Below are 17432 nucleotides of genomic sequence, written 5' to 3' on the forward strand. Positions count from 1 at the left end.
GGCGCTAACCGGCCGAACGCGAGGCTGGAGTCATCCCAAAAGGCACCAGTACCAATGGAGTTGAGATGACCCGCAGATCCATCAGCACGCGTGCAGCAGTCGTCACCGTCACCACGGTCCTGGCCCTCGGCACCCTCGGTACCGTCGCCGCGACCGCCGGACCCCAGCACGAGACCAAGCCCACCAAGCACACCAACTCCACCAAGCCCAGCAAGAAGCAGATAGCCGCGCTCTTCGACGGCTGGAACGCCGCCCTGCAGACCGGCGACCCGAAGAAGGTCGCGGACCGGTACGCGCCGGACGCCGTGCTCCTGCCCACCGTCTCCAACGAGATCCGCACCGACCGCGCCGAGATCGTCGACTACTTCGAGCACTTCCTGCCGAACAAGCCGGTCGCGAAGAAGGTCGAGACGTACATCAACGTCCTCGACAGCAACTCGGCCATCGACGCCGGCGCCTACGACATCACGCTCACCGACCCCAAGACCGGCAACAAGCGTGTGGTGGAAGCCCGTTACACCTACGAGTACGAGAAGCGCGGCGGCAAGTGGCTGATCGTCAACCACCACTCCTCGGTGATGCCCGAAGGGTGATGGCGACCAGCAGCCCTCCTCCCGGTGCGTCCCTGAGAGCCACCGTTCCGCCGTCGTCCGTCACCAACTGGCGTACGACGGCCAGGCCCAGGCCCGAACCCGTCCGCCCGGTGAGGCCCTGACCGCGCCAAAAACGGTCGAAGGCGCGGGACTTGTCCGCGTCGGACATGCCGGGGCCCTCGTCCGTCACCGTCAACTCGACCTCGTCGCCCCGGAGTTCCGACCGCACGGTGATCGTCGCGCCGTCCGGTGACACCTCCAGGGCGTTGGAGAGGACGTTGTCCAGGACCTGTTCCAGATGACCGGGACTGGCCAGCACGAGCGGCCGGCCGTCGACGACACTCCCCCCTAGCGCGATCTCGACTCCGCGCTCGTCGGCGGCCGGTCTCCACACCGAGAGGCGTTCGGCCACGATCTCCCGCAGGGGGAGGGGTTCCGCCGCCGTCACCTTCGCCTCCGCCCGCGCCAGTACCAGCAGGCCGTTGACCAGGCGGCTCATCCGGACCACCTCCGCCGTCGCCTGCTCCACGTCCTCCTGGACGAACTCGTCGTCCACGCCGTCCGCGATGTTGTCCAGCGACAGCCTCAACGCGGTGAGCGGGGTGCGGAGTTGGTGGGAGGCGTCGGCCACGAAGATGCGCTGCGAGGCGATGAGGGTGTCGAGGCGTTCGGCGCCCTGGTTGAGGGTGCGGGCCAGGGTTTGCGTCTCGTGCGGGCCCGTCACGGGGGAGCGGGCCGTCAGGTCGCCGTCGCTGAACTTGCTTGCCATGTCGTTGAGTTGGCGGAGGGGGCGGGTCAGGCGGCGGGCCACCAGCGCGCCCAGGCCCGCCGCCACCGCCAGGACCGCGAGGGCGAGGATCGCGCGGAAACCCCAGATCTGAATCAGGCGGTGGGTCAGGTCGGAGGTGGGGTACGAGATGCGCACGGCGCCCACCGTCCGGCCGTCGCGCTTCGCCGGTTCGGTCACCTCCAGCGCCCCGTCGCCCCAGTGCGTCGCGGTCTTCGCGCGCGAGGCCGGCAGTACCTCCGCCGTGCCGGGGGTCTCCTGCGCGTACGCCACGATCATGCGGTCCAGCGCGGCGCGCGAGTCGGCGTCGCCGCTCAGCAGGAGGGCCATCGTCTTCGCCTCGCGCTCCACCGACTGCTCGGTGTCACCGCGGAGTTGGGCGGTCAGCGTGAAGGCGACGGGCACGGTGAACGCCGTCAGCGCCACGGCCACCAACAGGACGTAGCTGACGATCAGTTGCCGGATCATGACGTCGGCGATCCGTCGCCGGAGGAGATGATCTCCAGGCGGAAGCCCACGCCCCGTACCGCCTCGATCGTGATCGCGCCCGCCAACTTCCGCCGTAGCGCCGCCACATGGACGTCGAGCGTCTTCGTCGGGCCGAACCAGTTCGCGTCCCAGACCGCTTCCATGATCTGCTCGCGCGACATCAGGGCGCCGGGCTCCTCGGTGAGGAACGACAGCAGGTCGTACTCCTTGGGGGCGAGCGGGATCTCCTCGCCGTCCAGGCGTACCCGCGCGGCCTTGCGGTCGATGGTGAGGCGGGTGCCGTAGGCGTCGGGGCCCGCGGCACCGGCGGCGCGGGGCTGGGCTCGGCGCATCACCGCCCTTATGCGCGCGATGACCTCCCGTACCCCGAACGGTTTCGAGACGTAGTCGTCCGCGCCCAGCTCCAGGCCGACCACCCGGTCCGTCTCGTCGCTGCGCGCGCTGATCACGATGATCGGGATGTCGCCGCGGACGCGCAGCGCCTTGCATACGTCGAGGCCGTCGGTGTCGGGCAGGCCGAGGTCGAGGAGGACGACGTCGTAGGGGGCGGAGTGGGCCAGGGCGGCGGCGCCCGTGGTGACCCAGTCGACCTCGAAGCCGTAGCGGATCAGTCCGCGTCGCAGGGACTCGGCGACCGGCTCATCGTCTTCCACCAGAAGTACGCGCACACGGCGCACCTTAATGCTTGAAACTTAATTCACAGGTGTGTCCTGTGACCCTTGGCACTTTTCCGGCACCTCGTAAGTGGGCATGCGCTGACCTGGGCGTCCGAATCTCACCATGCGATACCTGGGAAGGGAATTTCGGGCGCTCGTTAAACTGAGCCGACACACCAGGACTGAGCGAGGAGCGCACGTGGGCCTTGTCGTGCAGAAGTACGGAGGCTCCTCCGTAGCCGATGCCGAGGGCATCAAGCGCGTCGCCAAGCGAATCGTCGAAGCGAAGAAGAACGGCCACCAAGTGGTCGTCGTCGTTTCCGCGATGGGCGACACGACGGACGAGCTGATCGATCTCGCCGAGCAGGTATCTCCGATGCCCGCCGGGCGTGAGTTCGACATGCTGCTGACCGCCGGAGAGCGGATCTCCATGGCACTGCTGGCCATGGCGATCAAAAACCTGGGCCACGAGGCCCAGTCGTTCACCGGCAGCCAGGCAGGCGTCATCACCGACTCGGTCCACAACAAAGCCCGGATCATCGATGTCACGCCGGGGCGCATCCGGACCGCGCTGGACGAGGGCAACATCGCCATCGTCGCCGGGTTCCAGGGTGTGAGCCAGGACAAGAAGGACATCACCACGCTGGGGCGGGGTGGCAGTGACACCACCGCCGTCGCGCTGGCCGCCGCTCTCGACGCCGAGGTGTGCGAGATCTACACGGACGTCGACGGTGTGTTCACCGCCGACCCGCGGGTGGTGCCGAAGGCGAAGAAGATCGACTGGATCTCCTTCGAGGACATGCTGGAGCTCGCCGCCTCCGGCTCCAAGGTGCTGCTCCACCGCTGTGTGGAGTACGCCCGCCGATACAACATCCCGATCCATGTGCGGTCCAGCTTCAGCGGACTTCAGGGCACGTGGGTCAGCAGTGAGCCGATTGGGGACCAGAAGGTGGAGCAGGCCATCATCTCCGGTGTCGCGCACGACACCTCCGAGGCCAAGATCACGGTCGTCGGCGTGCCCGACAAGCCGGGCGAGGCCGCGGTGATCTTCCGGACGATCTCCGACGCGCAGGTCAACATCGACATGATCGTGCAGAACGTGTCGGCCGCCTCGACGGGTCTGACCGACATCTCCTTCACCCTTCCCAAGGCCGAGGGCCGCAAGGCCATCGACGCCCTGGAGAAGAACAAGGGCGGCATCGGCTTCGAGTCGCTGCGCTACGACGACCAGATCGGGAAGATCTCGCTGGTGGGCGCCGGGATGAAGACGAACCCGGGCGTCACCGCCGACTTCTTCACCGCGCTGTCCGACGCGGGCGTCAACATCGAGCTGATCTCGACCTCCGAGATCCGTATCTCGGTGGTCACCCGCGCCGACGACGTCAACGAGGCCGTCCGCGCCGTGCACACGGCGTTCGGCCTGGACTCCGACAGCGACGAGGCCGTCGTCTACGGAGGCACCGGCCGCTGATGGCCAGCACCGGAGCGACCGTGCGTCCGACGCTCGCCGTGGTCGGAGCGACCGGGGCCGTCGGCACGGTCATGCTCCAGATCCTGTCCCAGCACGCGGACATCTGGGGCGAGATCCGCCTGATCGCCTCTCCGCGCTCGGCCGGCCGCAAGCTGGCCGTGCGCGGGGAGCAGGTCGAGGTGGTGGCCCTGACGGAGGAGGCCTTCGACGGGGTCGACGTCGCGATGTTCGACGTCCCCGACGAGGTCTCCGCCCAGTGGGCGCCGATCGCCGCCGCCAAGGGCGTGGTCGTCGTCGACAACTCGGGCGCCTTCCGGATGGACCCGGAGGTGCCCCTCGTGGTCCCCGAGGTCAACCCGCACAAGGTGCGCTGGCGTCCCCGCGGGATCATCGCCAACCCGAACTGCACGACCCTGTCGATGATCGTCGCCGTGGGCGCGCTGCACGCCGAGTTCGGGCTGCGCGAGCTGGTGGTGTCGTCGTACCAGGCGGTGAGCGGGGCCGGGCGGGCCGGCGTGGACACCCTGCGCCAGCAACTCGCCCTCGTCGCGGGCACCGACCTGGGCACCAAGCCCGGTGACGTGCGGCGGGCCGTGGGGGACAACACCGGGCCGTTCCCGGAGCCGGTCGCGCTGAACGTCGTACCGTGGGCCGGGTCGTTGCGTGAGGACGGCTGGTCCTCGGAGGAGATGAAGGTGCGGGACGAGTCCCGCAAGATCCTCGGACTGCCCGCGCTGCCGGTCGCCGTGACGTGTGTGCGTGTCCCTGTGGTCACCACGCATTCGCTCACGGTCCACGCGCGGTTCCAGGGCGAGGTCACCGTCGACGGGGCGCGCGAGATTCTCGCTACGGCCCCGGGGGTCGTCCTCTTCGACAATCCGGCCGCCGGGGAGTTCCCGACGCCCGCCGACGTGGTGGGCACCGACCCGACCTGGGTGGGGCGGCTGCGGCGGGCGCTGGACGATCCGACGGCGCTCGAACTGTTCGTCTGCGGCGACAACCTGCGCAAGGGAGCCGCCCTCAATACCGCGCAGATCGCCGAGCTGGTGGCGCGCGAACTGGCGTGAGTGCAGGCCCCACCTACCCTGCCCGGCCGTAAATTCCCTGGCCAGTGGCGCCCCGGTTTGTAGGATCGGGTGCGCGGTGTGGCCGGATTAATGGTTGGGACCACTTGAATCCGGCCACCTCCGCATCCGAAGATTTCACTCCCCGCTTCCCGCAACCGCGCGGCGAGCGGGGAGCGTCTTTGCGAACGCCCTTCAGGTGGGCGCGTGGTGATGCGGTAAGGGACGTGGGGACGTCCCGGACTTTTCGTGACACAGGGGAAGAGCGGGTAGGCATGAGGGTGTTCGACGCACTGCCGGTTGTGCTGCCTGACACCAGACGGGTGGGTGATCACGCGAGACAGGTGGGCGGTCACGTCAGACAGGTGGGTGGACTGTCTGTTTCGTCTGACGTAAATGTGACGGCCGACGCGTACAACCCCCAAGGGGGGAAGTGTGTCCAACTTGCGTGGCTCAGGTACTCGACTTCACTGCGGCACGCGGCACGGCCCTACGGCCTCCGCGTGGATCCCGTGCGCCCGGCGGCATGCCGGTGATCGCGCCGATGCCCGCAGCGCGGCCCGCCCGCATCCCGAACCAGCGCGACGGTGTCGACGACGCCGTCGCGGCCGGAACGACGGTCGACCATCTCACCGAGACCTACCGGGCGCACTACCGCTCGCTGCTCGGCCTGGCCGCACTCCTCCTCGACGACACCGCCTCCTGCGAGGACGTCGTCCAGGAGGCGTTCATCCGGGTCCACTCGGCGCGCAAACGTGTCCGTGACCCCGAGAAGACCCTGGCCTATCTGCGCCAGACGGTCGTCAACCTCTCCCGCTCGGCCCTGCGCCGCCGCATCCTCGGCCTCAAGCTCCTCTCGAAGCCGATGCCGGACATGGCCAGCGCGGAAGAGGGTGCCTACGACCTCCTGGAGCGCGACTCCCTCATCAAGGCCATGAAGGGACTCCAGCGCCGCCAGCGCGAGGTCCTGGTCCTGCGCTACTTCGCGGACATGACCGAGGCGCAGGTCGCCGAGTCGCTCGGCATATCGCTGGGCTCGGTGAAGGCGTACGGCTCGCGCGGGATCGCCGCCCTCCGGACAGCCATGGAGGCCACGGCATGAGCGACAGGCCCGAGGGAAACGGCGCGCGTGAACGGCGTGAGCCGGACGCCCGGCGCGGCCCGACCTGGGCGCGCAAGGAAGACCCGAACGAAACACATGCTGGGAACGGAACTGTGAACCACGGCCCCGACGAACAGAGCCCCACCGGGCCGAGCCTCGACGGGAACCTTGAGACCCCTGAGACCCCCGAGAACCCTGAGAACTCCGCGGACTCCGAGGACATCGAGGAACGGCACCCCGTAGGACCCGTAGACCCCCTGGGTGCCCTGGGAGCCCTGGGACTTGGAGCGCAGGGCACCGGCGACCACGCCCCCGACCTCCACGGCCCCGAAGGCTTCGACGCGGACGAGCTGGCGCTACGGCGGCTGCTGCACCGGGCGGTCCAGGAGGTGGAGCCGCGTGACGGCACGCTGGACCACCTGCGCAAGGCGGTACCGGCCCGCCGGGCCCGCAAGCGCCAGGCCCTCGTCGGCATCGCCGCCACCGTGCTCTTCTTCGGCACCGCGGTCCCGGCCCTCGTGCACGTCTCGAACTCCACGGGCTCGAACGCCGACCCGTCCATCGCGGGCAACAGCTCCCAGGCGCAGGGCGGGACCAGCCAGGGCAAGGACCCGGACGGCGGTTCCAGCACGGCCGGCGGTGCCTCGGGCCGGGCCTCGCAGAACCCCGGCGGCCCCAAGAACGACGGCACGGGCAAGACCCCGGGCCGCGGCACCGTGAGCGCGAACCCCACGGCCAGCACCGGGACGTCCGCGTCCGTCTGCACGGCCGAGCAGCTCGGGTCGTCCAACTCGACGGTGGACGCGGCCGATTCGGCGGGCATCGTCTACGGCACGTTCACCGTCACCAACACCTCCGGCACGAGCTGTACCGTCAGCGGCCCCGGCACGGTCGGCACCTACGCGATCGGCGCGGCCGACAGCACCAAGATCAACGTGGCGCAGCACAGCTCCGGGGACGTCGCGACCGGTCTGCCCGACCCGTCGACGGAGGTCTCCCAGCCGGTGCTCCAGGCGGGCTCCTCCTACGTGGTCAAGTTCGCCTGGGTGCCCTCCGAGACCTGCCCCACCACCGGAAGCAGCTCCGGCGGCACCAGCACCGGCGGCCCGACGACCAGCCCGTCGCCCACCGAGGACGCCAGCACCAGCAGCGGCTCCACGACCGGTGACACGGGCACGTCGACCCAGATGGTCCGCACGGACGGCACGCTCGACGGCAGCGTCCAGGTCTCCCACACGGCGGCGGCGGGCTCCCCGACGGTCACGGCCACGGTGCCGAACGCGTGCGCGGGCACGGTCTACCGGACGGGTCTGCTGGCGGGGTCGTAGACCGCACCGCAGGTGTCCGTGAGCAGTCGGGCGGTCAGCCGGGTCGGGGGACCCGGCTGTGCCTGTGTCAGGCCACGTCAGACGGTCGCGTGGGCCGCTTCCTTGTTCTCGTCCTCATCGTCCTCAGGGATGAGGCCCAGCTCCGCGTCGCGCGCGAACTCCACCTCGCGGCGCAGCAGCCGGAACCACATGAAGACGACGAAGCCCGCGAAGACGAACCACTCGCCGGTGTAGCCGAGGTTCTGGAACGCCTTCAGGTCGAGGCCGGTGTTCGCGGGCGCGGTCGCCGGTACGGCCTTCATCCCCGAGTCGCCCTTGTCGAGCGTGATCCACGCGTCGTACAGGTGGTAGGGCACGAGGTTCACGAGCGAGGCCGCGCTGATCGCCGCGGTCTGGCCGGACGGCAGGCCGCCCTGGGCACTCACCCCGTTGTCGCCGGGAGTCTCGGACGCCTGGAGTGAGCCGGTGACGGTGACTTCGCCGGTCGGCGCGGCCGGGGCCTTCGCGGCATCGGGCTTGCCGGGGATCCAGCCGCGGACGACGGGGAGGGCCTTGCCGTCGTCGGTGCGCAGCAGGGTCAGGACGTAGAAGCCGTTCTTCCCGTCCAACTGGCGGTCGGGGACGAGGAGTTGCTTGCCGTACCGGCCGCTCGCGGTGGTCTGCCGGCCCGAGGTGCTCTGGTCGACGGGGAGCAGTGAGGCGAGGGGGCGGGCGGCCTCCGTGCGGTCCGTCTCGACCTGCTTGGTGGCCTGATGGCTGCTGTCCACGCGCGCCTGGAACCGGCTCAGCTGCCACGACCCCATGAAGATGCAGAAGGGGATGGCGAGCAGTACGAAGACGTTGATGCCCCACCAGCGCGATGTCAGCAGAAACCGGTACACGCCTTCCACGGTACGGGGCTGTCGTGGGGCCCTTGGCCCGGGGGTCGGCCCGAAGGTTCACCGGGCGTCGGCAATGCTCCGGCCGGGACTTGGTCGAAGTTATCCACAGGCTGAGGATCCAGTCAGTGCAATGTCTGTGTGGGCGGGCAGTATGGGGCCATGACTGAGAGCAACGGGTCCGAGAACACACCGGACTGGGAGAAGCGCTTCCGGGCGCCCCGCGTGTCCCTGCCCGACTGGGCGGAGGACGCACCCGACCGTTCCCTGTTCGTGTCGAACGCGACAGGGACGTATGAGCTGTACGCCTGGGACCGGGCGACGGGCGAGCAACGCCAGGTCACGGACCGGCCGAACGGCACGACGGACGGTGTGCTCTCCCCGGACGGGGAGTGGATCTGGTGGTTCGACGACAAGGACGGCGACGAGTTCGGCGTCTGGCGCCGCCAGCCCTTCAAGGGAGGCCCGGACGAACCGGCGGTACCGGGACTGGAACCGTCCTATCCGGCGGGGCTCGCCCTCGCCCGCGACGGCCGGACGGCGGTGGTCGGCCGCTCCACGGACGAGGACGGTACGACGATCCACCTCGCCCGCACCGGTGACGAGACCACGCTGATCTACCGCCACCGAGAGTCGGCGGGCGTCGGCGACCTCTCGCACGACGGTTCGCTGATCGCGATCGAGCACACGGAGCACGGCGACGCGATGCACTCCGCGCTGCGCGTCCTGCGCCCCGACGGCACGGCGGTCGCCGACCTGGACGACACGAAGGGCGGCACCGAGGAGCTGGGTCTGGAGGTCCTCGGTTTCGCCCCGGTCGACGGCGACACGCGTCTCCTCATCGGTCATCAACGGCGGGGCCGTTGGGAGCCGTTGGTGTGGGACGTGGTGAAGGGCGGCGAGACGGACCTGTCCCTGGACCTGCCCGGCGACGTGAGCGCCGAGTGGTACCCGGACGGCTCGTCCCTCCTCATCGCGCACAGCTTCGAGGCCCGCAGCGAGGTCTTCCGCTACGACCTCGCGTCGGGCGAACTGGAGAAGGTGCCGACCCCGCCGGGCACGGTCTCGGGCGCGACGGCGAGGCCGGACGGCAGCGTCGAGTACCTGTGGTCGTCGGCGGCGGAACCCTCCGCCGTGCGCTCGACGACGGGCGAGGTCGTCCTGGACCCGCCCGGCCTGAAGTCACCGGGCTCGGTCCCGGTGGAGGACGTGTGGGTGGACGGTCCCGGCGGCCGCATCCACGCCCTGGTCCAGAAGCCGGCCGGCGCCACGGGCCCCCTCCCCACGGTCTTCGACATCCACGGCGGCCCGACCTGGCACGACTCCGACTCCTTCGCGGCGGGCCCGGCGGCCTGGGTCGACCACGGGTACGCGGTCGTCCGGGTCAACTACCGCGGCTCGACCGGCTACGGCCGCGCCTGGACCGACGCCCTGAAGTACCGGGTCGGCCTGATCGAGCTGGAGGACATCGCGGCGGTCCGGGAGTGGGCGATCACCTCCGGCCTCGCCGACCCCGCCCGCTTGGTCCTCACCGGCGGCTCCTGGGGCGGCTACCTCACCCTCCTCGGCATCGGCACCCAGCCCGACGCGTGGACCCTGGGCATCGCGGCGGTCCCGGTCGCCGACTACGTCACGGCGTACCACGACGAGATGGAAGCGCTGAAGGCCATGGACCGCACGCTGCTCGGCGGCACCCCGGAGGAGGTACCGGCCCGCTTCGAGGCGTCCTCACCGTTGACGTACGTCGACGCGGTCACGGCTCCGGTGTACATCTCGGCCGGGGTCAACGATCCGCGCTGTCCGATTCGGCAGATCGACAACTATGTGAAGCGGCTTGAGTCCCGGGGGGCCGTGCACGAGGTGTACCGGTATGACGCGGGGCACGGGTCGTTGGTGGTGGACGAGCGGATCAAGCAGGTGAAGTTGGAACTGGACTTCGCGGAGCGGCACTTGAGCCGTTGAGGGGGGCAACCTTCAGCCCGTCCGGCGTTTGAGGACGAGGCCCCTTCAGGGCCGAAGCGGGGGTCTGGGGGCGCAGCCCCCAGCAACGCCCGCTTCGGCACAGGGCACTTGTTCAAGCACCGTTCCAGCTCAGGGCACCGTCACGCACTCGCACGATCCCGAGGCCGCCGCCCCAGCAACTCCGCCAGCCCCCGCCGGGTCGCCGCCAGCACAACCCGGTCCGAGCCGGCCAGGACATACGAGTCGGGCAGGTCCCACACCAACCCCGACCGCCGTACGTCCTCGGAGGCGTCCCGCGTGGCCGTGTCCAACGCCAACACCCGCCAGGACCCCGCCCGAAACGCCTCGGCGACAGTCTTGCCCTCCAACTGCGGATGCCCACCCACAGTCATCGCCGCGAACAGCAACACCCGCCGCTCAACAGGAATCGCCCCCAGAATCTGCCGCCCCATCATCGCCCCGGCAAACGCGGGCGCGGCCAGATGAGACACACTCCGACTCCGGGTCAAGGCACCGGGGTGCGCGGCTCGCAGGGTCCGGTACACGGCGGTCGCGAAGTCGTCGTCGTACAGCCGCAGCACAACCCGTAGATCAGGCCGCACGGAACGGGCGTACAGCACCGCTTCGAGGTTCGTCGTGTCGGAGCTGGTGACCGCGAGGAGGGCGTGGGCGCGGTGGACCTTGGCGGATTCCAGGACGCCCTCCTGGGTGACGTCACCGAGGATCACCGGCACCCGCAACCGACGCGCGACCGCGAGCCCACGCGCCTCGGGATCGGCCTCGACGCACACCACGGGGATGTTGAGTTCGCGCAGCCGGGTCAGCACCCGGGTACCGATCTTGCCGAGCCCGAGCAGCACGACATGCCCGCCGAGCCCCCGCGGCGGCTTGCGCAACGCGGACGCCGTACGGAACGTACCCAGCGCTTCGAGGACCGCGGCCAGCAGCACCGGAAGCATCAGCAACCCGACGAGACCGGAGAGGAGTTGAAGGATTTGCCGGCCCAGGGACTCCCCGATCGCGGGGTTGTCGATCGCGAAGAGATCGAGCAGCGTCAAGTAGAACGCGGTCAGCGGATGAATCTTGGTGACCAGCCACAGCGAGATGGCGAGCGCGATCACACACACCACCATCCCCGCCAACGACCACCGCAGCCGCCGCGAGAAGAGGGAGGAGAACGCCGGGACACCGCTCCCGCGCCCACCCGGCAACTGCGGCCCGGCGTACGACACATGCTCCAGGACGACGGTCCCGCGTCCCGTGGCCGAGGCGACGGCGGCCGCGTCGGGCAGCAGGCGCGGGCCCTGTTCGCCCATGCCCTCGGAGCCGTCCGCGCCGGCCGGGTCGCTGCTGGTCGCCGAGAGCAGGGCGAGTGTGGCAAGCCCCGGATCGGCGACCTGCCCGGGTCCCGGCGGCGGCCGTTCCACCGCGCGCAGCAGCAGCCCGTCGGTCTGGACGACCTTGCTGGTCCCGGCGAGCGCGGTCGCGGCCAGCGCGGGTGCGGCCGTATCGGCGTCGGAGAGGACGGTCGTCGAGGCGTCGAATCCGACACCGGGCCCGCCCCCTGCCCCGCCGCCCGACCCGTCACCCGCACCGTCCCCGGTCGCCAACGCGGCCGCCTGGTCGAGGAGTTCCTCGATGTGCTGGCCGAGCCGCCGGTTGTAGAGACGCAGGACCAGGCGGATACGGGGGTTGAGGCGGCGGGCGGTGAGAGCCGCGCGGATGTTGGTCTCGTCGTCGTCATAGACGAGGGCCAGCGCGGCGGCCCGCTCCACACCCGCCTCGGCGAACACGGCCTCGGTCAGCTCGGCGACCTCCAACACCCGCTCCCCGCGCGGGGGTTCGGGGGCGACGGGGCCACCGTTGCCGCCGCCGTTGGCACCCGCCCGGCCCACCGCCGCGTTGACCCGGTCGAGCAGCGCGGCGGAGGCGGCACGCGCGCGGCCGACGACGGGTGGGCGGACGCTGGCATCGGAGAGCGGGACGACGAGGGTGATCTGTTCGCCGTAGACACTGCGGAGTTCGACGGCGAGCCGGTGCGCGAGTCCGTCGTCGCCGCACACCACCATGTGCGCTCGGGCACCGCCCGGCGGGGTCTGATTCGGAACGCTGCTCGCCACGAGGGGAAAGACTGCCCCAAGGAGGCGGGTGGTTCCAGTATTCCGCTGAACACCCGTGCCCCGGCTGCCGTATGCAGAGACAGGGAGCAAAACTCGCGAAATCAGGCGTCTGCCGGAGGTATCTCACCCGTGGCCATCACCACCGAACCAGCCGCGCCGACCACGGAGACGCCGCCGGAACCGCACGCGAAACGTGAGGCGCCCGCCAAGGAGTCACCGGCCGCGCCCGCCAAAGAGGCGAAAGAGCCGAAGGACGGCTGGCAGCTCAACTCGCCCCTCGTGCTGACCATGGTCCTGCTCCTGGTCGTGCTCGCACAGGGCCCGATCCGCCAGGCGCTCTCCGCCCCCGTGATGCAGAGCTGGATGACGGTCTTCGTGGCCGTGGTCGTGCAGGCGCTGCCCTTCCTGGTGCTGGGCGTGCTGCTGTCGGCCGGGATAGCGGTGTTCGTACCGGCGACCTTCTTCGCCCGCGCGCTCCCCAACAACCCCGTGCTGGCCGTGCCGATCGCCGGCATGGCGGGCGCGATCCTGCCCGGCTGCGAATGCGCGTCGGTGCCGGTGGCCGGGGCGCTGGTGCGGCGGGGCGTCACCCCGGCGGCGGCGATCGCGTTCCTGCTCTCCGCCCCGGCGATCAACCCGATCGTGTTGACGGCGACGGCAGTTGCCTTCCCGCGCAACCCCGAGATGGTGCTCGCCCGGTTCGCGGGCAGTCTGCTCGTGGCCTGCGTGATGGGCTGGCTGTGGACGCGGCTCGGCCGCACCGACTGGCTGCGCCTGCCCGCTCACGAGCCGCACGAGGGGGAGACCAAGGGGGCCGCGTTCTGGGGCTCGGTCCGGCACGACGTGATGCAGGCCGGTGGATTCCTGGTCCTGGGCGCGATGTCGGCGGCGACGCTCAAGGCGGTGGCACCGGCGAGCTGGCTGCGCACGGCGGCCGACAACCCGGTGGTGGCGATCCTCGCCCTCTCGATCCTCGCCGTACTCCTCTCGATCTGCTCGGAGGCGGACGCGTTCGTGGCCGCGTCACTCACCCAGTTCTCGCTCACGGCCAAGCTCGCGTTCCTGGTGGTGGGCCCGATGATCGACCTGAAACTGTTCGCCATGCAGGCGGGCACCTTCGGCCGCGGCTTCGCGCTGCGCTTCGCACCGGCCACCTTCGTCCTCGCCATCGCGGGCGCGGTCGTCACCGGGGCGGTGCTCCTGTGAACCGGCAGGCACAGGCGGCGGTCCTGTTCCTCATCGGCGCGGCCCTCCTGCACGCGGGCTTCACCAACCTCTACCTGCGCTACGTCAAGGCAGGCCTCCAACCGCTCCTCCTGCTCTCCGGCGCGGTCCTCATCGTGACGGCACTGGCGACGGCCTGGTACGAGTGGCGCCGGACGCGGGCGGAGAAGGCCCGAGCGGAAGCCCCCGCAGAAGCGCACCCGGAGGCCCACACCGAGGACGACGCTCACGAGGGCCACGCACCCGGGGGCCACGTCCACCGCGAACCCCGTATCTCCTGGTTCCTGATCCTCCCCCTCTTCGCCCTGATCCTGGTCGCCCCACCCGCCCTCGGCTCCTACAGCGCGGTCCGCACCGGCACAGCCATCCAGCAGCCGTACGGTCTCCTCAAGCTCCCCGACAGCAACCCGCTCACCATCGGCCTGGTCGACTACGCGAGCCGCGCGGTCTACGACCACGGACGGTCCCTGGGCACACGGCAGTTGAAGGTCACCGGGTTCGTCGCGCTGGACAAGTCGGGGTCGCCGTTCCTCGTCCGCATGGCCCTCAACTGCTGTGCGGCGGACGCCCAGCCGGTGAAGATCGCCCTGACGGGCAAGATTCCGCCGGTACTTCAGCCCGACACGTGGTTGGAGATCACCGGCACCTACAGCCCCAAGCAGACCAAGGACCCCATCAACAACCGCCCGATCCCCTACTTCCAGGTCACCCAGGCCAAACCGGTCCCGACGCCGAAGGACCCGTACGACGAGAGCTGGAACCAGTAACGGCCGGAAGCAGTAAGTGGCCCGGTTTCAGGCGAGGTTGGCGACCGCGGCGGCCATGATCGGCTCGGCCGCCGCCTCCGTCAGTTCCGGCGGGACGACCAGCAGGTCCCAGCGCCCGCGCCCCGGCGCCAGCAGCACGACGGTGTTCGGGGCGTGCACGGCGGTGGTCCGGTGCAGCCGTACGACCTGGTTGGCGACCAGCATCCGGCCCGGGGCGGCCGACCAGACCCGCCCGTTCACCATCACGCTGACGATGTGCCCCCAGGTCCGGGGCAGCCCGGTCAGGAGGCGCGGAACCTCGGTGAGCACGTCGTAGGAGTGCGGCCACCAGGCCCCGTCGAGGAGTCGCGGTACGGCGGTGTGGGCGGCGAGGCGCAGCCGGAGGGGCGGGGCGGTCGGCTCCGCGCCGGTCGGGGTGTGGGTGTCCGAGGCGGGCGAACCGTGGGTGTCCGTGGGCGCGTTCATGTCGCGGTCCCTGTCCCCGGCCGTCCGTCGTGCGGCGGTCCGGTGCCGTGGTGCACTGGGAACGACGCCGGCGCCAGAGCCGAGGTACGGAGAACTCCCGGTACCGCTCACCGTACCCCCGCCCCGCGCGGGCCGGTCGGGGCGCGCGGCACTCCGACGCCCTCCGCGGTCCGCGGGCGTACCGTGAAGAGACCGGGAATTTCTCGTGTACCGGATCGCACCGGTGCCGTTCCCGGCGAACCACGACGCCGGGGCGGACGAATCCGCACCCCGGGGCAGGGCTCAGCCCATGACCGTGAATGTGCCCGGTCGGCCGGTGACCACGGACGCGCCCGCGGCCCCCGCCGGACACGGCGGTGCCGGTACGGAACGCCGGCAGCGGACCTGGCCCGCGTCCGGCGGTGAGCCCGACGCGTCCCCGTCCGAAGCGGGCCATGAGCCCGACGCGTCCCCGTCCGGATCCGGCCATGAGCCCAACGTGTCCAACCGCGAGCGCGGCCCGTCCCCCTGGGAGGGCGACCGCGTCCGCCCGCTCAGCCGCCGCCAGATCGAGGACCGCTTCCAGGACCTGGGCGAGCTGTACGAGGCGACCTCCGGCGGCAGCCGCACGAACGGCAACGGCAATCGCGACGCCTTCCTCCACCGCCTGGCCGGCGAGGTCCGGCGCCCCGGCTTCGCCCTGCTGATCGCCGAGAACACGACCCTCACGGCCTGCGCCTACGGCTTCCCCGTCCGCGCCGCCGACCCCTGGTGGCAGGGCCACGACACCCTGCTGCCCCGGCTGCTGCACGGCCTCGCGGTCACCGGCGGACTCTTCGCGGTCTCCGGGATCGTCGTCCCGCCCCGCGTGCGCACCCACTACCAGGACCGGGACTGGAACCTCGCCCGCCGCCTCCAGCGCCGGCTGCTCGCCGATCATGCGCCGGCCCTCGGCGTCACCCTGGTGCCCCGCACCGACACCGAGACCCTGACGGCCTACCGCGCCTGGGGCTGGCAGGACGTCGTGGCGGACCCGGACGGCCTTGATCCACGGCTTCCGGGCTCCTGCCGGGTGCTGGTTCTGCGCCCCTGACCCCGTCAACCGGCGTCAGGACATCTGTGCTCGCCGCGACAGAGATTCCCCGGGTGCGACTAGAGTTCCCGTACGGGGGAACCAGCTCCCCCGGCGGCACGCCGTCCCTCCCCGGTGGCCGCAGGAAAGGTGTACATGCCCGCAGAAAGCCAGCAGCCCGCGGCCGACCGGCTCGACGACGACGACTACCCCGCCTACACCATGGGCCGGGCCGCCGAGCTGATCGCCTCCACCCCCGGTTTCCTCCGGTCACTGGGCGAGGCAGGGCTGATCACCCCGAAGCGGTCGGACGGCGGTCACCGCCGCTACTCGCGCCGTCAGCTCCGTACGGCCTCCCGCGCCCGCGAGCTGGTCGACCAGGGGACGCCCATCGAGGCCGCGTGCCGCATCATCAGCCTGGAGGACCGGCTGGACGAGGCGCTGCGCGTCAACGAGGAGTTGCGTTCCCACGAGGTGCGGCGCGTGCACGAGGCTCGGCGCGGCTCCTCCCATGGTGAGAAAATCTGATGTCCCCGAAACAGAAATTCACCGTTTCGGGCGGCCCTTTTCCGGCCCAATTCCCCCGCCCCGTAAATGGGTTCCGTGCTAGGCTGACTTCAGTTGCAGTTGTGGTTGCCAATTTTGAACCGGACATCCGGTGCAGGTGATCATCACGGCGATGGAGGAGATTCGTAAAGTGCGGATCTCGTGCACTGCCTAGGAGTTAAGACATGGCCACCGGTACCGTGAAGTGGTTCAACGCGGAAAAGGGCTTCGGCTTCATCGAGCAGGACGGCGGCGGCGCTGACGTCTTCGCCCACTACTCGAACATCGCCACCCAGGGCTTCCGCGAGCTGCAGGAAGGTCAGAAGGTGACCTTCGACATCACGCAGGGCCAGAAGGGCCCGCAGGCGGAGAACATCGTTCCCGCCTAAGCACGCGAGACTGCGAAACAGGGGCCCGCACCTTGGGTGCGGGCCCCTTTTCGTATCTGCTCATTTAGCCGCCGTTCTTCGGTCACCCACCGTTCTTCGGCCGTTCTTCCGCATTCCCCGCGGAGAAATCCTCCCCTCTCCGCCCGCTCGAACCCCTAGGTGAGGCACCATGCGCTGCGTGATCGCCCGTTACCCCTTCGATCTGACGAAGAGCGAGGTGGAGGAGATGCTCAAGGGCATCCGCCCGGAGCAGCCCGTCACCGGCCCCTGCGCCGTCATCAGTCGCAAGCTGTACCCGGTCAAGCAGGTCGGCGAGGTCATCACCAAGCAGGACCGCCGTGACTTCACCGCCTTCGAGGTGACCAGGGCCCTCACCCGGCTCGGCTTCACCTGCCACGAGACGCCGCCCGCGGCCGCCACCCCCGCGCCCGCCCCGGCCCCCGCCGCGGAGAACCCCACGGACTCCGGCCCGGAATCGACGTCGTACATCGGCACCACCCTGGGCTGACGCCGCCGCCCGTACGTCCCCGCACACCCCGA

Annotated in this window: 17 protein-coding genes; 12 read left to right on the top strand and 5 right to left on the bottom strand. The window is 70.4% G+C overall.

Going from position 1 to position 17432, the window contains the following annotated elements:
• Nucleotides 1–65 precede the first annotated feature (65 nt).
• Nucleotides 66–593: an SgcJ/EcaC family oxidoreductase gene (locus ACIBK4_RS46230; protein WP_399005460.1), complete on the top strand. Its 528-nt coding sequence runs from the start codon at nt 66–68 to the stop codon at nt 591–593.
• Here the strand turns inward: ACIBK4_RS46230 and ACIBK4_RS46235 are convergent.
• Together ACIBK4_RS46235 and ACIBK4_RS46240 are read right to left on the bottom strand one after the other, a co-directional pair.
• Nucleotides 559–1848: an ATP-binding protein gene (locus ACIBK4_RS46235; RefSeq protein WP_399005462.1), complete on the bottom strand. Its 1290-nt coding sequence runs from the start codon at nt 1846–1848 to the stop codon at nt 559–561. The two genes, ACIBK4_RS46230 and ACIBK4_RS46235, sit on opposite strands and share 35 nt — an antisense overlap.
• The gene (locus ACIBK4_RS46240; RefSeq protein WP_399005464.1) at nt 1845–2537 is read right to left on the bottom strand and encodes a response regulator transcription factor; all 693 of its coding nucleotides are present in this window, start codon (nt 2535–2537) and stop codon (nt 1845–1847) included. Before ACIBK4_RS46240 ends, ACIBK4_RS46235 begins: the two co-directional genes overlap by 4 nt.
• 187 nt (nt 2538–2724) lie before the next feature.
• On the opposite strand from ACIBK4_RS46240, the gene ACIBK4_RS46245 reads away from it, so the two are divergent.
• From ACIBK4_RS46245 to ACIBK4_RS46260, 4 genes are all read left to right on the top strand, one after another.
• Nucleotides 2725–3996, top strand: a complete 1272-nt coding sequence (locus ACIBK4_RS46245; protein ID WP_366435608.1) for an aspartate kinase — start codon at nt 2725–2727, stop codon at nt 3994–3996.
• A complete protein-coding gene (locus ACIBK4_RS46250; RefSeq protein ID WP_399005467.1) occupies nt 3996–5063 on the top strand; it encodes an aspartate-semialdehyde dehydrogenase in 1068 nt (355 codons plus the stop codon). The genes ACIBK4_RS46245 and ACIBK4_RS46250 overlap by 1 nt, the downstream gene beginning before the upstream one ends.
• Nucleotides 5064–5586: 523 nt before the next feature.
• On the top strand, nt 5587–6162 hold the full coding sequence (locus ACIBK4_RS46255; protein ID WP_399005690.1) for a SigE family RNA polymerase sigma factor: 576 nt from the start codon (nt 5587–5589) through the stop codon (nt 6160–6162).
• Complete coding sequence (locus ACIBK4_RS46260; protein WP_399005469.1) at nt 6159–7490, top strand: hypothetical protein; 1332 nt, start codon at nt 6159–6161, stop codon at nt 7488–7490. Before ACIBK4_RS46255 ends, ACIBK4_RS46260 begins: the two co-directional genes overlap by 4 nt.
• A 77-nt stretch (nt 7491–7567) precedes the next feature.
• On the opposite strand, the gene ACIBK4_RS46265 is transcribed toward ACIBK4_RS46260, so the two are convergent.
• Nucleotides 7568–8371, bottom strand: a complete 804-nt coding sequence (locus tag ACIBK4_RS46265; protein WP_399005471.1) for an SURF1 family protein — start codon at nt 8369–8371, stop codon at nt 7568–7570.
• Between the two features lie 159 nt (nt 8372–8530).
• Between ACIBK4_RS46265 and ACIBK4_RS46270 the strand changes: the two genes are divergently transcribed.
• The gene (locus tag ACIBK4_RS46270) at nt 8531–10330 is read left to right on the top strand and encodes a prolyl oligopeptidase family serine peptidase (RefSeq protein WP_399005473.1); all 1800 of its coding nucleotides are present in this window, start codon (nt 8531–8533) and stop codon (nt 10328–10330) included.
• 140 nt (nt 10331–10470) lie between these two features.
• Here ACIBK4_RS46270 and ACIBK4_RS46275 read toward each other — a convergent pair whose 3' ends face one another.
• On the bottom strand, nt 10471–12399 hold the full coding sequence (locus ACIBK4_RS46275) for an NAD-binding protein (protein WP_399005693.1): 1929 nt from the start codon (nt 12397–12399) through the stop codon (nt 10471–10473).
• A gap of 180 nt (nt 12400–12579) precedes the next feature.
• Between ACIBK4_RS46275 and ACIBK4_RS46280 the strand changes: the two genes are divergently transcribed.
• Both ACIBK4_RS46280 and ACIBK4_RS46285 read left to right on the top strand, forming a co-directional pair.
• Nucleotides 12580–13656 (top strand): permease, encoded by a 1077-nt coding sequence (locus ACIBK4_RS46280; protein WP_399005475.1) that lies wholly within the window; start codon nt 12580–12582, stop codon nt 13654–13656.
• A complete protein-coding gene (locus ACIBK4_RS46285) occupies nt 13653–14441 on the top strand; it encodes a TIGR03943 family putative permease subunit (RefSeq protein WP_399005477.1) in 789 nt (262 codons plus the stop codon). The genes ACIBK4_RS46280 and ACIBK4_RS46285 overlap by 4 nt, the downstream gene beginning before the upstream one ends.
• A gap of 27 nt (nt 14442–14468) precedes the next feature.
• On the opposite strand, the gene ACIBK4_RS46290 is transcribed toward ACIBK4_RS46285, so the two are convergent.
• Nucleotides 14469–14906, bottom strand: coding sequence for a DUF5994 family protein (locus tag ACIBK4_RS46290; RefSeq protein WP_399005479.1), 438 nt, complete (start codon nt 14904–14906; stop codon nt 14469–14471).
• 289 nt (nt 14907–15195) lie between these two features.
• Here ACIBK4_RS46290 and ACIBK4_RS46295 point away from each other — a divergent pair, with 289 nt between their 5' ends.
• The 4 genes from ACIBK4_RS46295 to ACIBK4_RS46310 all read left to right on the top strand — a co-directional run bounded on the left by ACIBK4_RS46295 (nt 15196) and on the right by ACIBK4_RS46310 (nt 17400).
• Nucleotides 15196–15978: a hypothetical protein gene (locus ACIBK4_RS46295; protein ID WP_399005481.1), complete on the top strand. Its 783-nt coding sequence runs from the start codon at nt 15196–15198 to the stop codon at nt 15976–15978.
• 135 nt (nt 15979–16113) lie between these two features.
• On the top strand, nt 16114–16485 hold the full coding sequence (locus ACIBK4_RS46300; RefSeq protein ID WP_399005483.1) for a MerR family transcriptional regulator: 372 nt from the start codon (nt 16114–16116) through the stop codon (nt 16483–16485).
• Between the two features lie 203 nt (nt 16486–16688).
• A complete protein-coding gene (locus tag ACIBK4_RS46305) occupies nt 16689–16892 on the top strand; it encodes a cold-shock protein (RefSeq protein ID WP_019063123.1) in 204 nt (67 codons plus the stop codon).
• Nucleotides 16893–17061: 169 nt separating this feature from the next.
• Nucleotides 17062–17400: an SCO5918 family protein gene (locus ACIBK4_RS46310; RefSeq protein ID WP_366435618.1), complete on the top strand. Its 339-nt coding sequence runs from the start codon at nt 17062–17064 to the stop codon at nt 17398–17400.
• The last annotated feature ends 32 nt before the right edge of the window (nt 17401–17432 follow it).

The sequence above is a fragment of the Streptomyces sp. NPDC050528 genome (assembly GCF_044457795.1).
Taxonomy (GTDB): domain Bacteria; phylum Actinomycetota; class Actinomycetes; order Streptomycetales; family Streptomycetaceae; genus Streptomyces.

Coding starts and splice junctions, on each gene's coding strand:
- ACIBK4_RS46250 (WP_399005467.1), top strand. CDS start 3,996: ATGGCCAGCACCGGAGCGACCGTGCGTCCGACGCTCGCCGTGGTCGGA.
- ACIBK4_RS46295 (WP_399005481.1), top strand. CDS start 15,196: ATGACCGTGAATGTGCCCGGTCGGCCGGTGACCACGGACGCGCCCGCG.
- ACIBK4_RS46310 (WP_366435618.1), top strand. CDS start 17,062: ATGCGCTGCGTGATCGCCCGTTACCCCTTCGATCTGACGAAGAGCGAG.
- ACIBK4_RS46275 (WP_399005693.1), bottom strand. CDS start 12,399: ATGGTGGTGTGCGGCGACGACGGACTCGCGCACCGGCTCGCCGTCGAA.
- ACIBK4_RS46300 (WP_399005483.1), top strand. CDS start 16,114: ATGCCCGCAGAAAGCCAGCAGCCCGCGGCCGACCGGCTCGACGACGAC.
- ACIBK4_RS46260 (WP_399005469.1), top strand. CDS start 6,159: ATGAGCGACAGGCCCGAGGGAAACGGCGCGCGTGAACGGCGTGAGCCG.
- ACIBK4_RS46235 (WP_399005462.1), bottom strand. CDS start 1,848: ATGATCCGGCAACTGATCGTCAGCTACGTCCTGTTGGTGGCCGTGGCG.
- ACIBK4_RS46270 (WP_399005473.1), top strand. CDS start 8,531: ATGACTGAGAGCAACGGGTCCGAGAACACACCGGACTGGGAGAAGCGC.
- ACIBK4_RS46290 (WP_399005479.1), bottom strand. CDS start 14,906: ATGAACGCGCCCACGGACACCCACGGTTCGCCCGCCTCGGACACCCAC.
- ACIBK4_RS46230 (WP_399005460.1), top strand. CDS start 66: ATGACCCGCAGATCCATCAGCACGCGTGCAGCAGTCGTCACCGTCACC.
- ACIBK4_RS46255 (WP_399005690.1), top strand. CDS start 5,587: ATGCCGGTGATCGCGCCGATGCCCGCAGCGCGGCCCGCCCGCATCCCG.
- ACIBK4_RS46305 (WP_019063123.1), top strand. CDS start 16,689: ATGGCCACCGGTACCGTGAAGTGGTTCAACGCGGAAAAGGGCTTCGGC.